Annotated in this window: 14 protein-coding genes; 9 read left to right on the forward strand and 5 right to left on the reverse strand. The window is 57.8% G+C overall.

All coding sequences use genetic code 11. The features are described from left to right. Positions 1–4: 4 nt before the first annotated feature. Positions 5–1519 (reverse strand): choline-sulfatase, encoded by a 1515-nt coding sequence (gene betC / locus ACEN2J_RS14620; RefSeq protein ID WP_442106842.1) that lies wholly within the window; start codon positions 1517–1519, stop codon positions 5–7. A 12-nt stretch (positions 1520–1531) separates the two neighbouring features. On the opposite strand from betC, the gene ACEN2J_RS14625 reads away from it, so the two are divergent. The 7 genes from ACEN2J_RS14625 (at position 1532) to ACEN2J_RS14655 (ending at position 9806) form a co-directional block, all read left to right on the forward strand. Next, positions 1532–3655 carry a CocE/NonD family hydrolase gene (locus tag ACEN2J_RS14625; protein WP_442106843.1) on the forward strand — a complete coding sequence of 708 codons (2124 nt, stop codon included), beginning with the start codon at positions 1532–1534 and terminating at the stop codon, positions 3653–3655. A 63-nt stretch (positions 3656–3718) separates the two neighbouring features. After that, a complete protein-coding gene (locus ACEN2J_RS14630) occupies positions 3719–3940 on the forward strand; it encodes a hypothetical protein (protein ID WP_442106844.1) in 222 nt (73 codons plus the stop codon). Next, on the forward strand, positions 3903–5474 hold the full coding sequence (locus ACEN2J_RS14635) for an ABC transporter substrate-binding protein (RefSeq protein WP_442106845.1): 1572 nt from the start codon (positions 3903–3905) through the stop codon (positions 5472–5474). The genes ACEN2J_RS14630 and ACEN2J_RS14635 overlap by 38 nt, the downstream gene beginning before the upstream one ends. A gap of 6 nt (positions 5475–5480) precedes the next feature. After that, complete coding sequence (locus ACEN2J_RS14640) at positions 5481–6437, forward strand: ABC transporter permease (RefSeq protein WP_442106846.1); 957 nt, start codon at positions 5481–5483, stop codon at positions 6435–6437. Then, on the forward strand, positions 6434–7249 hold the full coding sequence (locus ACEN2J_RS14645; RefSeq protein WP_442106847.1) for an ABC transporter permease: 816 nt from the start codon (positions 6434–6436) through the stop codon (positions 7247–7249). The genes ACEN2J_RS14640 and ACEN2J_RS14645 overlap by 4 nt, the downstream gene beginning before the upstream one ends. Continuing rightward, positions 7246–8880, forward strand: coding sequence for an ABC transporter ATP-binding protein (locus ACEN2J_RS14650; protein ID WP_442106848.1), 1635 nt, complete (start codon positions 7246–7248; stop codon positions 8878–8880). The genes ACEN2J_RS14645 and ACEN2J_RS14650 overlap by 4 nt, the downstream gene beginning before the upstream one ends. Positions 8881–8960: 80 nt before the next feature. Continuing rightward, a complete protein-coding gene (locus tag ACEN2J_RS14655) occupies positions 8961–9806 on the forward strand; it encodes an alkaline phosphatase family protein (protein ID WP_442106849.1) in 846 nt (281 codons plus the stop codon). A gap of 64 nt (positions 9807–9870) precedes the next feature. Here the strand turns inward: ACEN2J_RS14655 and ACEN2J_RS14660 are convergent, their stop codons facing one another. After that, on the reverse strand, positions 9871–10839 hold the full coding sequence (locus tag ACEN2J_RS14660) for an NADPH:quinone oxidoreductase family protein (RefSeq protein ID WP_442106850.1): 969 nt from the start codon (positions 10837–10839) through the stop codon (positions 9871–9873). 320 nt (positions 10840–11159) lie between these two features. Between ACEN2J_RS14660 and ACEN2J_RS14665 the strand changes: the two genes are divergently transcribed. Next, a complete protein-coding gene (locus ACEN2J_RS14665) occupies positions 11160–11522 on the forward strand; it encodes a helix-turn-helix domain-containing protein (protein WP_442106851.1) in 363 nt (120 codons plus the stop codon). A gap of 72 nt (positions 11523–11594) precedes the next feature. After that, complete coding sequence (locus tag ACEN2J_RS14670; protein ID WP_442106852.1) at positions 11595–12389, forward strand: inositol monophosphatase family protein; 795 nt, start codon at positions 11595–11597, stop codon at positions 12387–12389. Positions 12390–12485: 96 nt separating this feature from the next. On the opposite strand, the gene ACEN2J_RS14675 is transcribed toward ACEN2J_RS14670, so the two are convergent. The 3 genes from ACEN2J_RS14675 to ACEN2J_RS14685 form a co-directional block, all read right to left on the reverse strand. Further along, the gene (locus tag ACEN2J_RS14675) at positions 12486–12914 is read right to left on the reverse strand and encodes a VOC family protein (protein ID WP_442106853.1); all 429 of its coding nucleotides are present in this window, start codon (positions 12912–12914) and stop codon (positions 12486–12488) included. Between the two features lie 63 nt (positions 12915–12977). Further along, a complete protein-coding gene (locus ACEN2J_RS14680) occupies positions 12978–14360 on the reverse strand; it encodes a surface lipoprotein assembly modifier (protein ID WP_442106854.1) in 1383 nt (460 codons plus the stop codon). A gap of 13 nt (positions 14361–14373) precedes the next feature. Beyond that, on the reverse strand, positions 14374–14571 hold the full coding sequence (locus ACEN2J_RS14685) for a hypothetical protein (RefSeq protein ID WP_442106855.1): 198 nt from the start codon (positions 14569–14571) through the stop codon (positions 14374–14376). Positions 14572–14641 lie beyond the last annotated feature (70 nt).

The raw sequence follows: 14641 nt of genomic DNA on the forward strand, positions 1-14641 counted from the left end.
GCGGTTATTCCCCGCGCGGAAAGCGTTTGCTGTCTTCTAGGATGTTCAGGTCCATGTGGTTGCGCATGTAGCGTTCGGACGCTTTTTGTAGCGGTTGGTAATCCCACGGGAAATAGCCGCCCTGACGCAGCGCCTCATAAACCACCCAGCGGCGGGCTTGGCTTTCACGCACGGCGGCGTCAAAGGCAGCTAGGTCCCAGCGCGCTTCGGATTTCGCGCGCAGGGTTTGCAGGGTGCCTGCGTGGGCGGGGTTTTCGGCAAGGTTGTGGCGTTCCAGCGGGTCGGCCTCGATATCAAACAACTGGTCAGGGTCGGCGAGGCAGCGGGTGTATTTCCACTTGCCATAGCGCAGCATGACCAATGGCGTGATCGAGCCTTCGGCGGCATATTCTATTGCCACGGGGGTGGTGCGTTCCGTGCCTTTGGCCAGCGGCAGCAGGCTTTCTCCATCCGTCCATGGCATCACGGCCGACATATCAATCCCCGCGAGATCGCACAGCGTTGGCGTGACGTCGATAGACGAGACTGGTGTGGTTTCCAGGTGCGGGTGAAGGCCTGCCGCGCAGATCATCAGGGGCACACGGGCCGAGCCTTCAAAGAAGTTCATTTTGAACCACAGGCCACGGTCGCCCAACATATCGCCATGATCCGAGACAAAGACGATAATCGCCTCTTGGCGGGTGTCCTCTAGCACTTGTAAAATCTCGCCGATCTTGTCGTCGATATAGCTGATATTGGCGAAATAGCCTTGGCGGGCGCGGCGGATATGGGTTTGGGTAATGTCGAATTTATCGCTGTCGCAGGCGTCAATCAGGCGTTTTGAATGCGGGTCCTGATCTGTATAAGCGATGGCAGGTTCGGCATCCAAATGCGCGCAGTCATTATACAAATCCCAATATTTACGCCGTGCGACATAGGGGTCATGCGGATGGGTAAAGCTGACGGTCAGGCACCAAGGGCGTGCGTTTGCATCGTCGGAGCTGCGTGACAGATCATAGAGCTTTTGCGTGGCTTGATGTGCTACGTCATCATCATATTCCAACTGGTTAGAGGTTTCGGCCACGCCTGCGCCCGTCACGGACCCGAGGTTGTGATACCACCAGTCGATCCGCTCGCCGGGTTTGCGGTAGTCGGGAGTCCAGCCGAAATCGGCGGGGTAAATGTCGGTGGTCAGGCGGTTTTCAAACCCGTGCATTTGGTCGGGGCCGACAAAGTGCATTTTACCTGACAGCGTACATTCGTAGCCTGCGCGGCGCAAATGATGCGTGAAGCAAGGGATATCAGACTGAAACTCGGCCGCGTTATCATAGACCCGGGTGCGTGAGGGCAACTGGCCCGACATAAACGACGCGCGCCCCGGCGCACAGAGCGGCGAGCCGGTATAGGCGTTGGCAAAGCGTACTGACTTTGCCGCCAGTTTGCGCAGGTTGGGGGTGTGCAGCCATCCGGCCGGACCATCGGGGAAAAGGGTGCCGTTCAGCTGATCTACCATTAGGATCAGGATGTTTGGTTTGGTCATGGCGGCCCCCTATTGCTGCTTGCCTTTGCTGCGGTCTGCGCCTTTGATGGGGTGAAAGGCAAGGGCGGTCTGTTCCTTTTGCGACCTGTTTTTGGGTGGCAAGGGCGGTTGGGTATTTTTGCCAAGATGAAATTGGGGGCGTTTATGCAGGTGGTAACAGAGTTTCCGTTCGCGGTGATGGAAGAGGAAGATGTGGGCATTGTGATGCCTGATGGTTGCCGTTTGTCGGCGCGGATTTGGCGGGCAAAGGGGGCAGGTGCGGTGCCTGCGATTTTGGAATATATCCCCTATCGCAAGCGGGATGGCACCTTGGCGCGGGATGAACAAATGCACCCGTATTTTGCGGGGCATGGCTATGCCGCCGTGCGCGTGGACATGCGCGGGAATGGCGATAGCCAAGGGCTGATGACGGATGAATATACGGCGCAGGAATTGCAGGATGCCTGTGATGTGATTGCTTGGCTTGCCGCGCAAGACTGGTGCAATGGGGCCGTGGGCATGATGGGCAAAAGCTGGGGCGGTTTCAACTGTTTGCAGACCGCGTTTTTGCAGCCGCCCGCGCTGAAAGCCGTGGTGACGGTGTGTTCGACGACGGACCGGTTTGCCGATGATATCCACTTTAAGGGCGGCTGTTTGCTGGGTGAAAATCTGGGCTGGGGGGGCGTGATGCTGTCCTATTCCTCGCGTCCCGCGGATCCGGTTTTGCGTCCCGATTGGCGGGCGGATTGGTTGGCGCGGCTAGAGGCCGAGCCGTTCCTTGCGCCGCGTTGGGCCAGCCATCAGGCCCGCGATGCCTATTGGACGCACGGGTCCATCTGTGAGGATTTCAGCCGGATGCAGGTGCCGGTGCTAAGCTTTTCGGGCTGGGCCGACAATTACATGAACACCTCGGCGCATTTGGTGCGCAATGTCGCAGGCGCCAAGGCGATTGTCGGGCCTTGGGTGCATCAATATCCGCATCAGGCGGTGCCGGGGCCAGCGATTGGTTTCTTGGATGAGGCGCTGCGCTGGTGGGATCGCTGGTTGAAAGGCGTGCAGAACGGGGCCGAGAGTGACCCTGCTTACCGCACGTATATGCTTGACAGTGCCGCGCCCGATGCCTCGGCGCCGCACCGCAAGGGCATTTGGCTGGCCGAGGATGCCTTGCCCTCCACCCGCGTAACGGTGGCCGAGATGTCGCTAACCGCAGGTGGTGTTTTGGGCGGGGCAGGGGGCGCGTTAGAGCAAGTGGTGTGCACGCCGCCCGACCTTGGCCTGATGGCGGGTGAGTTTTTCCCAATGGGGTTGAACGCCGAGATGCCCGGCGATCAGGCACGCGATGACGCGCTGTCGGTCTGTTTTGAGGGGGCGGTGTTGGATGCGCCTTTGGCGATGCAAGGGGCGGCGCGGCTGCGGCTGCGGTTGCGCAGTGACAAGCCACGGGCGTTTATTGTGGCGCGGCTGTGTGATGTGGCCCCGAACGGGCAATCGGTGCGGATCGCGCATGGGATGTTGAACCTGTGCCACCGCGACAGCATGGAGGCGCCTAGCCATTTGGCGCCGGGTGAGGACGTTGATGTAGAGGTCGTGCTGGACGATATGGCATACCGCGTGGCAGCCGGTCACCACTTGCGGCTTGCGCTCTCGACGACCTATTGGCCGTTTTTATGCCCCAGCCCAGAGGCCGCAACCCTGACGTTACTGAAGGGCAGCATCAGTCTGCCCATCCATAGCGCTGCGGCGGCAAGTGAATGGGCACCACCGCCACCACGGGCCGCGCGGGCATGGAATCACCACGCACATACCCCCCCCCATTCGGCGCGCCGGTTGGAAGCCGACCTGCTGACCGGCAAGCTTGCCTTGGTGGTTGAGGACCGGTCTGGCCGCGTTGAAAACCTTGATCACGGCTTAATCACCGAAGAAAACTATGCCGAACGGTTTGAGATTGACCCCGCCAACCCCAGCGATTCCCTTGCCCAAAACGACTGGACACAATGCCTGTCGCGCGGCGATTGGCAGGTGCGCACGCAGGCACATGCCGAAATGCGCACCACCCCGGAAACCCTGCAGTTTTATGCGAAATTGCAAGCGTGGGAAGGTGAAGTGCTTGTTTTTGAACGCGAGTTTTCAGAGGACGTGCCGCGTGATTTTGTCTAACGTTGGGCGGGTGGGGGTGGTAACTTTGGGCCTTATGCGCCAAGATAGCGCTATCAAGTACTTATGGTGCCGCAAAACTGGCGCAGGCTGGGCCAAGAATTTACTGCACCTGCTACGTCAGTTTTGACTGAAGCGAAAAATATTTTCGGGGCCAAATTAAAAGAATTTGTTGCCGGAAACGATCTTACCGAGTTTATTGATCCGACAGACAACAAAAAAACAGCTAATGCTGACCAGGGAGATACGAATGAAAGACGACCTAGCCAAACTGATCGACAAAATTGATGCCGCCCGCCTAAGCCGCCGTGGCTTTATGGGCACGGCTGCGGCCTTTGGCGCGGTGGCAATGACCGGCAGCCGTGCACTGGCCCAAGAGCCGAAAAAAGGCGGTATCCTGAAAATGGGTATCAGCGGCGGTGAAACCACGGATACGCTTGATCCGGGTGTGGCCGACAGCTCAGTTCCGTTTGCGGTGCAAAAGCAGTGGGGCGATACCATTGTCAACGTAACGCCAGATGGCGGGATTGAGTTCAGCCTAGCGGAATCGATGTCGTCCAATGCCGAAGGCACGGAATGGACCTTTAACATTCGTCAGGGCGTTAAATTCCACAATGGTGCAGACCTGACAGCGAACGATGTGCTGCAAACCTATCTGCGCCATTCTAACGACGAGTCCAAATCGGGTGCGCTAGGCATCATGAAGGGCATTTCCAGCATGAAGGTTGAGGGCAACGCTGTCATCCTGACGCTAGAAACCGGCAACGCCGACCTTCCGTTTCTGCTGTCGGATTATCACCTGATGATCCAGCCAAATGGTGGTTTTGATGACCCGACCGCCGCAATCGGCACCGGCCCTTACAAGCTGACCAGCGCAGAGCCGGGCGTGCGTTTTGCGTTTGAAAAGAATGCGGAGGATTGGCACGCAGATCGTGGCTATTACGATGGCGTAGAAATTTTGGTTATCAATGATGCCACCGCCAAAACATCGGCGCTGCAATCGGGTCAGGTTCACGCTATCAACCGGGTAGAGCCGAAGGTGGCAAAGCTGTTGGACCGTGCGCCGAATGTGGTTGTTGAGAACGTGTCGGGCCGTGGCCATTACGTGTTCATCATGCACACCAACACTGCCCCATTTGACAATAAAGACCTGCGTTTGGCGCTGAAATTTGCGATCAACCGTCAGGAAATGGTTGATAAGATCCTCGATGGTTACGGCGGTGTTGGCAACGACACCCCAATCAATGCGGCCTATCCGCTGTTTGACGAAGCGCTGGAGCAACGGGTTTATGATCCGGTTAAAGCGGCCGAGCATTACAAGGCATCTGGCCATGATGGCAGCCCGATTGAGCTGCTGGTTGCCGACGCCGCCTTCCCGGGCGCTGTTGATGCGGCGGCCCTGTACCAGCAATCGGCCGAGGCTGCGGGCATTCCGCTGGTCATCAAACGCGTGCCAGACGATGGTTATTGGTCGGATGTTTGGAACGTCAAACCGTTCTGTGCGTCTTATTGGGGTGGCCGTCCGGTCCAAGACCAAATGTGGTCCACCGCCTATCTGTCGACAGCAGACTGGAACGATACCAAGTACAACAACCCAGAATTCGATGCGCTGCTGCTTGAGGCCCGTGCCGAAACCGATACGGCCAAGCGTAAAGCGCTGTACAGCAAAATGGCGCATATCATCAATGATGATGGCGGCGTGATTTGCCCGATGTTCAACGACTTTGTCGAGGCACATGCCGAGAGCGTTGTGGGCTGGGAGCATAACCCGAACCAGGAAATGATGGACGGTTTCGTCTCGCATAAAACCTGGCTGGCATAACCCGGTATGCACCCGATACTCAAATTGGTTGCCCAGCGCTTAGCGCTGGGCCTCCTGCTGCTACTGGCAGCGTCCGTGCTGATCTTTGTCGGCACCCAAATTTTGCCCGGCGATGTGGCCCAAAGCATTCTGGGCCAATCCGCAACCCCGCAATCCCTCGCTAATCTGCGCGCGGAACTTGGCCTCGATATTCCTGCCCCTGTGCGCTATTTGAACTGGCTCGCTGGCATCATGCATGGCGACCTTGGCAAAGCCTTGACCAATGGCCAAGATATCGCGACTGCCATGGGCAAGCGCCTTGGCAATACGCTGTTTTTGGCCAGTTGTGCGGCGGTGATCGCGGTGCCTGCGGCAATTTTGCTGGGGTTGATTGCGGTGCGCTATCAAGGCCGCTGGCCCGACCGTGTGATCTCAACCATCACGCTGGCTACGGTTTCAGTGCCCGAATTTCTGCTCGGCTATATCGCTGTTTATTTCCTGTCGGTGCAATTGCATTGGTTTCCATCGTTGGCCACCGTTTATGAGGGCATGACCTTTGGCGAAAAGCTCTATGCCGTCTCGATGCCGGTGCTGGTTTTGGTGCTGGTCGTGCTGGGCCATATGATGCGGATGACCCGCGCCGCCATTTTGAACGTGATGCAATCGGCCTATGTTGAAACTGCCGAACTCAAAGGCCTGCGCAAGTTTACCATCATCGCCCGCCACGCATTCCCCAACGCGATTGCGCCTGTGGTGAACGTTGTCATGATTAACCTTGCCTATCTGGTGGTGGGCGTCGTCGTGGTCGAAGTTGTGTTCGTTTATCCGGGCATGGGCCAGTACCTTGTAGACCACGTGTCCAAACGTGACGTGCCTGTGGTGCAGGCTTGCGGCTTGGTCTTTGCGGCTGTTTATATCGGCCTTAACTTGGTGGCGGATGTGGTTTCAATCCTTGCCAACCCGCGTTTGAGGCATCCGAAATGACCCGTATTCCACTCCCAGCCCTGATCGGGCTTTTCTTTACCTCACTTTATTTCGGCGCGGCAATTTTCGCCAGCTGGCTGGCCCCCTATGGCATGGCCGAAATTGTTGGCGACAGCTGGGAACCGGCATCTGCCGCACATTGGCTGGGCACCGATACCATCGGGCGTGATATGCTGAGCCGGATGATCTGGGGCGGACAAACCACGATTTTCGTCGCGGCTGCTGCGACGATGCTGTCTTTCGGTATGGGGTCGATTTTGGGGTTCTTTGCCGCGGTTAAGGGGGGCTGGGTTGACCAAGTCCTCAGCCGCCTTGTCGATTTGATGATGTCGATTCCTTCGCTTATTTCGGCGCTTGTTGTGCTGTCGGTGCTGCCGGTATCGCTGCCGGTGCTGATCATCGTGATGGGCGTTTTGGACAGCACGCGCGTGTTCCGCCTAAGCCGCGCTGTGGCCGTAGACATCACAGTTATGGACTATGTAGAGGCCGCACGCCTGCGCGGTGAAAAGCAAATGTGGATTATTTTCCGCGAAATCCTGCCCAACGCGCTGACGCCGCTTGTGGCCGAAATGGGCCTGCGCTTTATCTTTGCGGTGCTGTTTATTTCCACGCTGTCCTTCCTTGGCCTTGGCGTGCAACCGCCGCTGGCCGATTGGGGCGGCATCGTGAAAGAAAACAAAGAGGGTATCGTTTACGGCATTTCAGCCGCTTTGATCCCTGCATTTGCCATTGCCTCACTCGCCATCTCGGTTAACTTGGTTGCCGATTGGGTGCTGAACCGGACCACCAGTTTGAAAGGGGGCCGGGGATGAGCGATAGCTTGTTAGAGGTCAAAGGCCTGAAAATCGAGGCGACAGCCTATCCACCGGGTGAGCCGCCGCGCGATATTACCATCGTTGAGGGCGTGTCGTTCAAGGTTGAAAAGGGCAAAGTGCTGGGCCTGATCGGCGAATCCGGTGCGGGTAAATCGACCATCGGCCTGTCGTCAATGGCTTACGGGCGTGGCGGGGTACGCATCACTGGGGGCGAGGTGTTCGTCAACGGGCGCGACATCTTAAAGGCGGGATCTGCGGGCTTGCGGGCTTTGCGCGGGCATGAGGTGACTTACGTTGCCCAATCCGCCGCCGCCGCTTTTAACCCTGCGAAAAAGCTGATGGAACAGGTGATTGAAGCCACCCTCCACCATAAGCTGATGACGCGGGCCGAGGCCGAAGAGCGTGCCGTTTCCCTGTTTCGCCAGCTTGGCCTGCCCAAACCCGAAACCATCGGCAACCGTTATCCGCACCAAGTGTCGGGCGGTCAGTTGCAACGGGTGATGACGGCGATGGCGCTTTGCCCGAAACCCGATCTGGTGGTGTTCGATGAACCCACAACCGCGCTTGATGTGACCACACAGATCGAAGTGCTGGCCGCGATCAAAAAGGCGATTGTCGATACTGGGGTTGCAGCACTTTATATCACGCATGATCTGGCTGTTGTGGCGCAGATTGCTGACCATATTTTGGTGCTGCAAGGCGGTCATACCATCGAATATGGCACCACGGACCATATCATCAATTCGCCGTCCGAAGCGTATACTCAGGCCTTGGTCTCGGTCCGCTCGATCAACCACCATGAAAAATCTGTCGGTGCGCCTGTGCTTTCTGTGCGCGATGTCACGGCGCGCTACCGTGGCACCAAGTTCGACGTGCTGAAAAACATCACGCTGGATTTGCCCGAGGCGCAAACCCTTGCAATCGTAGGTGAATCCGGTTCTGGCAAGTCTACACTCGCCCGTGTGATTACGGGGCTGTTGCCGCCATCGTCGGGTGAAATTACCTTTGATGGCCGTGTCTTGCCTGCGGATTTTGAGGCACGTACCCGCGATGATCTGCGCGAGGTGCAGATGATCTATCAAATGGCCGATGTCGCGATGAACCCGCGCCAGACCGTTGGGACCATCATTGGCAGGCCACTTGAGTTCTACTTCGGCCTGCGCGGTGCTGCGAAAAAGCAGCGCATCCAAGAGCTGTTGGATGACATCGAGATGGGCGAGGGCTTTATCGACCGCTATCCTGCCGAGCTTTCGGGCGGCCAAAAACAACGTGTCTGCATTGCCCGTGCGCTGGCCGCCAAACCAAAGATGATCATCTGTGATGAGGTAACCTCGGCCCTCGACCCGCTGGTGGCCGATGGCATCCTTAAGTTGCTGCTCAGCCTGCAAAAGCGCGAAAACGTGGCCTATCTGTTCATCACGCATGATCTGGCCACTGTCCGCGCCATCGCCGACAGTATCGCGGTGATGTACCAAGGCCGCGTCGTACGCTACGGCAGCAAGACCGAGGTGCTGACCCCGCCCTTTGATGATTACACCGATCTTTTGCTCTCTTCGGTTCCTGAAATGGAATTGGGCTGGCTGGAACGCACAATCGCAAACCGCAAAATGGCGTCGGCGGGCAACTAGCCCCGCCGTCCCACCATCATCTGTTCTTAAATATCCCCGCCGGAGGCACCCGCCTTTGGTCCAAGTGACAAGCCCTTGTAATGCAAAACAAACTCCTGCTGATCATCCTTGATGGCGTGCCCTACCGCAATTGGCGCCGCTTGTTTGGCAACCTAGAGGGCTGGGTCGCCCAAGGGGAGGCGCAGGTGTGGAAAATGCGGGCCACGCTGCCCTCTACTTCGGCGTCTTGCTATGCGACCATCCACACTGGCACCCCGCCGCAGGTACATGGCACTTGGGGGAATGAGGCGGTTAAGCGTCTGTCACAGCCCGATATTTTCAGCCAGACCCGCAAAGGCGGCGGCATCACGGGGGCTGTCGCCCACAGCTTTTGGTCCGAGTTTTTCAATCGCGCGCCGTTCGATCCTGTCTGCGATTTGGAATATGATGAGCCTGCCAGCCAAACGATCAACCATGGCCGCTTTCACAGCATGTACGGCTATAACCTGATCAATCAGGCCACCCCCGCAGACTATGACCTATTCGCGACGCTGACCATGCTGACCGAGCGCTTTGGTCTGAATTACGGCATGCTGCACACCTGTACGCTGGATAGTATGGGGCACCGTTTTGGCCATGATTGCCGCGAGATGGACCATGCAGTCTATGCGCTTGACGCGACACTTGCCCCTTGGATCGACCGGTGGCGGCGTGCGGGGTATGAGGTGATCGTGACCGCCGATCACGGCCAGTCAATGCGCGGCCACCACGGCGGCACGGGCGAAGACCAGCAGGATTTCGCGCTCTATTATTTCGGACCCGCCAAAGGGCCAAGCCGTGACGTGCTGTTGGATCAGCTGAGTTTGGCCCCGACTATTCTCTCACGTTTGGGGGCAGAGATACCCGCCAGCATGAAGGCTCCGGTGTTTTTGCACGCGGCTGATTGAGGCAAGCCAAGCCCTTCGGGCTGCCTCCGGCGGAGGTATTTTTGCCAAGATGAAATTGGTGCGCTTAGTCGTCTTGCATGGTGACTATGATCTTGCCGGTTGATTTGCGGGCGCGCAGGCAGTCGAGCGCCTCTTGCGCTTGGGCTAGGGGAAAGCGGTGGCTGATATGCGGGCGCAGACCGCCTGCCTGATACCAGCCAAACAGGGTTTGCATGCTGGTGGCCAAGGTTTGTGGCGCGAATTTCAGGTAGCCGCCCCAGTAAAGCCCTATCACGCTTAGGTTTTTTACCAGCAACAGGTTAGCCGGAATTTGCGGCACCTCGCCTCCGGCAAAGCCGATCGGGATCAGGCGGCCTTCGGGTTTGGTCGCGCGCAGGGCCTCCATAAACGCGGGGCCGCCCACGGCATCATACACCACATCTACCCCGCCAAGCGCCTTGAGCGTGCCGCGCAGATCTGGGGCCTCGCTGTCGATGACATGGTCCGCGCCTGCGGCTTTGGTTATCTTCAGCTTGTCCGGGCCGCGCGCCGTTGCAATCACCCGCGCGCCCATACGTTTGCCAATCTCTACCGCCGTCAGTCCGACACCGCCTGCCGCCCCCATCACGAGCAAGGTTTCCCCCGCTTGCAGCCGCGCGCGATGGTCCAGCGCAAGATGGCTGGTGCCGTAGGCGATTTGAAAGGCCGCCGCCTCATCAAACCCCATACCATCCGGGATTAAACTGCACGCATCCGCAGCAAAGCAGCCTGTCTCGGCCAAGCCGCCTTGGCCCGCAAACACAGCAACCCTGTCGCCAATGGCAAGGCCTTTAACATCCGCACCCAGCGCTTCAATCACGCCGGCAAGTTCCATCCCGAGTGTGGCGGGCAGGGTAGGGCGCTCTTGGTAGGTGCCTGCGATCATCAGCAAATCGGCAAAATTCAACCCGCAGGCCCGAATGCGCAACTGAACCTGATTTGGGCCGGGGGGCGTCGGGGCGATTTCGCGCAGTTGCGCAGGTTGGCCGATGGTCTCTAGACGAAAAGCACGCATTTTAGTGGGGTCCCTGCCTGAATTGCCCTTGAAGATTACCTTATAAGAAGCCGTTTTGCCAGATGATGCGCTATCGCATTTTACAACGCGCATCGGAATTGTTTGCATTTTGCAATGCAAAATGGGAAACACGCTAGTGGCGAGTGTGGGCCGCTTTGGGCATCTAGCGGGAGATTGGGGCCGTGTCGTGTAAACCTGTATTCTTAGGGTTAGGTGGACCTATCTAAAAGGTTAGGTTTTTGTTGGAATGCTTGCAATGAAAAATTTGGCACGATATTTGCTTGTTATAGGGTAATACGATTAATTAGATGGAGTACCTGATGAAACACCCTGTTGACGCCCATGTCGGCAAGCGTATCCGCCACCGCCGTTGGATGGTGGGTATGACACAGCAGCAGCTTGCCGATAAAGTCGGGATCAAGTTTCAGCAGATTCAAAAATATGAAACTGGCATGAACCGTGTTTCGGCCTCGCGCCTTTGGGATATTGCCGAAGCACTTGGCGTGGCAATCAGCTTCTTCTTTGAGGGGCTTGATGACGCGCGTGAAACGCCGCGCGGTGTCGAAGGCGATATGATGGCCGATAAAGAGGCGCTGGAGCTGGTCCGCTCTTACTATGCCATCCCCGAGGCACAACGCCGCCGCTTGTTTGATCTGGCCCGCGTTCTGAGCGATGTTGCCTGAACCAGCTTCTGCTTTTTGTTGACCCGCGCTGCACAACGGGCTAGCGCGGGTAAATAGCTTGCGGAGAAAACCATGTTAACCCAATCTGACATAGCCGATATTCGGGCCACAGCGGCCGAGCTTGCCGATGCGGCCCGCACAGCCACGCTGGCGCATTTCCGCAAACCGGGTCTGATGGCCGATACCAAAGAAACCACGCATTTTGACCCTGTCACCGTGGCTGATCGCGCCAGTGAACAGGCGATGCGCGCAATTTTGCAGCACCGCCGTCCGCATGACAGCATCTTAGGCGAGGAATTTGGCACCACCACGGGCAGCTCGGGCCTGACATGGGTGCTTGACCCTATCGATGGCACGCGCGGCTATCTCTCTGGCACGCCAACTTGGGGGGTTCTCATCTCCATCGCAGATGAAACCGGCCCAATCTACGGCATCATCGACCAGCCCTATATCCAAGAACGGTTTGAAGGTGGCTTTGGCATGGCAACCGTGACCGGACCGATGGGGCTGTCGCAACTGCGCTGCCGCTCGGCCCGCCCCTTATCGCAGGCGATTATGCTGTCAACCTTCCCCGAGGTTGGCACCCCTGATGAATGCGCTGCCTTTCGCCGCGTTGTGCCAAATGTGCGGCTGGTGCGCTACGGCATGGATTGTTACGGCTACGCGCTCCTTGCGGCAGGGCAGGTTGATCTGGTGATCGAGGCGGGCCTTCAAACCTATGACGTCCAAGCGCCCATCGCAGTGATAGAGGCGGCGGGCGGCATCGTGACCAACTGGCAGGGCCAACCCGCCCACCAAGGGGGCCAAATCCTTGCCGCAGCGAATGCGGATATTCACGCCGCCGCCATGGCGCTGCTGAACGCGTAAGCCCCCGCATTCTCTTTGGTACAAATATCCTCGCCGAAGGCACGGTGGCCCCAGCGGCAGGCGCCAGTTTTTAGTGAAAACCGGCGCCTTTGGTGGTTACCAATGGCCGATATTCGGCGCGCTTAGCCATGGTTCGGCAGGCGGCAAAGGGTCGCCCGCTTGCAGCAATTCTACCGACACGTTATCGGGGCTGCGCACAAAGGCCATATGCCCGTCACGCGGCGGGCGGCTGATCTCGACACCATTCGCTGCCAAATGCGCGCAGAGTTCATAGATATTATCCACGCGATACGCCAAATGGCCGAAATGGCGGCCATCGCTTGGCAAACCCTCATCGCCATCCCAATTATACGTCAGCTCAACGGGGCATTCCAGCTGCTCTGGCGGGGCCATAAATATCAACGAGAACCGGCCCTTTTCGCTGTCCATACGCTTGGTTTCCACCAGCCCCAGCAGCTTGTAAAACGCCATGGATTTTTCAAGGTCCTTCACGCGAACCATCGTGTGCAGATATGTTAGTGCCATTTTTGTCTCCTAATTCTATGCCTGACTATAGGCCAAAATTCAGGAAAGGCGAGGCACTGTTCCCTAAAACTTAGAGGCCAGATCCACCACAAGTGAGGTTTCTTTGGCTTCGAACCGGCTGACGTTGGAATGCGTCATCTCATGCCGCAGCTTTAGCACGGGGGCAAAGCCTGCATAGCTTACCTCATTGAACTGAAACTGCATTTCGCCAAAGCCTGTGGTGTCGCTGCGCCCGCCCGGCACAGCCATTCCCGCCAAAGCATAGCCCGCATAGCTGCTTTTTTGCACACCGAAACTCGCGCTTAGCGCAATGGTGCCAATTGGGTTGGCCAATGTATAGCCGACCTGCGCGCCGAGGATATTGGCGGACCGTCCGGCGTTTTGCGTGTCAAAACGGTTTGCCGACAGGCTAAAGGTAATCATGTCTTGGTTGGCGCGTTGTTTCAGCAAGGTGCTGCGAAAACCAAAGCTGCGGTCGCCGTGCGGCAAGTCTTGTTTTGAGCGCTGCTCGACCTGTATTGAGCTGGCAAGGATCAGATCGCTTGCCAGCGGCATCCGGTGGCCAAGGCTGAGGCCGTAAAAGCTGTAATCACGGCCGCTTTCATAGGTCTGGCGGCCGACTTCACCTTCAACGCTAAAGCGGTGGCGGCTGCCCTTTGGCTGCCAGTCTTGGCGTAACGTCACGCCAATCCGGTTTGACCCAAAGCCGGGGTCGCCGCCCAAACGCGCCTTATCTGCGGATGACAGATGCACGCGGCGCACGGAAAGATCTGTGCCCAAAACGGTTTCGCTGTGCTCTGTTTGCCGCAACCGGTAGCTTAGGCTTACAGCGCCATCCGTTACCACGCCCTTAACTGCCTGTGCATCTGCGCTGAGTGCCCCGACAAAAGGCAACCCGTCGATGATGTTAAACTTGCCCGAGCTACCGTTGTTTACGTTATCGGACGGGCGCGCCGAAAAGGCCAGATTGATGCGCCAAGGGTTGCGCGCCCGTACCGCCCGAAACAGCTCTACGGTTTTGGCCTTGCGGGCCTCATCCGGTGCCGCCTCGGCCGATTTGCGCAGCCACCATTGGGCTGTCATTAATGCGCCGCGCTGAAACGCAAGGTTGGCGGCAAGATAAGACGACTGGTACTCTTGCTCCGGCGTTTTTGCATGGCGGTAGGATTGTTTCGCCGCCTTTTCGGCGGCTTTGGGTTGCTCTAACTGGCTCAGGCTGGTTGCCATCATGAACAGGGCAAAACTATCTGTCGGGTCGGCCTTCAGCAGCGCCAGCGCAATTTTGGCCGCAGAATCGGGTCGTCCTTGCCGAATGGCCTCTAACCCCATCTGCCGCGCATTGGTTTGGCTGACGGCGCTAAACCCTTCGGGCACATCGGTTTGCGCCGCAGCAAGTGCGGCCACCAATGACGTGGCAACCAAACCGGAAATCAAAGCTGTCCGCATCGGCCACACCACGTTAGGGGGCCGTGCCAAGGCAATCTCCGCCCGCCGTTGCGGTTAACCCACATTGGTCCAACACAAAGACACCGCGCTCAAGCGCTCCGCTTATTTGCGTATCGGCCGCGTTATAGACTGAGCCCAACTGCACCGCACCCGCCACGCTGGACGCCTGTGTGCCGCCAAACACCCCGCCATAGGTCCCATTAGCCCGCATTCCCCAAGTAAATCTCTGATTTTGCTATCCTGATTGTGGTATTTCGTATATAAATCATGGTGTTGACGGC

Source organism: Pseudorhodobacter sp. W20_MBD10_FR17, from assembly GCF_052119765.1.
Taxonomy (GTDB): domain Bacteria; phylum Pseudomonadota; class Alphaproteobacteria; order Rhodobacterales; family Rhodobacteraceae; genus Pseudorhodobacter.

Coding starts and splice junctions, on each gene's coding strand:
- ACEN2J_RS14640 (WP_442106846.1), top strand. CDS start 5,481: ATGCACCCGATACTCAAATTGGTTGCCCAGCGCTTAGCGCTGGGCCTC.
- ACEN2J_RS14645 (WP_442106847.1), top strand. CDS start 6,434: ATGACCCGTATTCCACTCCCAGCCCTGATCGGGCTTTTCTTTACCTCA.
- ACEN2J_RS14650 (WP_442106848.1), top strand. CDS start 7,246: ATGAGCGATAGCTTGTTAGAGGTCAAAGGCCTGAAAATCGAGGCGACA.
- ACEN2J_RS14670 (WP_442106852.1), top strand. CDS start 11,595: ATGTTAACCCAATCTGACATAGCCGATATTCGGGCCACAGCGGCCGAG.
- betC (WP_442106842.1), bottom strand. CDS start 1,519: ATGACCAAACCAAACATCCTGATCCTAATGGTAGATCAGCTGAACGGC.
- ACEN2J_RS14675 (WP_442106853.1), bottom strand. CDS start 12,914: ATGGCACTAACATATCTGCACACGATGGTTCGCGTGAAGGACCTTGAA.
- ACEN2J_RS14665 (WP_442106851.1), top strand. CDS start 11,160: ATGAAACACCCTGTTGACGCCCATGTCGGCAAGCGTATCCGCCACCGC.
- ACEN2J_RS14660 (WP_442106850.1), bottom strand. CDS start 10,839: ATGCGTGCTTTTCGTCTAGAGACCATCGGCCAACCTGCGCAACTGCGC.
- ACEN2J_RS14635 (WP_442106845.1), top strand. CDS start 3,903: ATGAAAGACGACCTAGCCAAACTGATCGACAAAATTGATGCCGCCCGC.
- ACEN2J_RS14685 (WP_442106855.1), bottom strand. CDS start 14,571: ATGCGGGCTAATGGGACCTATGGCGGGGTGTTTGGCGGCACACAGGCG.
- ACEN2J_RS14655 (WP_442106849.1), top strand. CDS start 8,961: ATGCAAAACAAACTCCTGCTGATCATCCTTGATGGCGTGCCCTACCGC.
- ACEN2J_RS14680 (WP_442106854.1), bottom strand. CDS start 14,360: ATGCGGACAGCTTTGATTTCCGGTTTGGTTGCCACGTCATTGGTGGCC.
- ACEN2J_RS14630 (WP_442106844.1), top strand. CDS start 3,719: ATGGTGCCGCAAAACTGGCGCAGGCTGGGCCAAGAATTTACTGCACCT.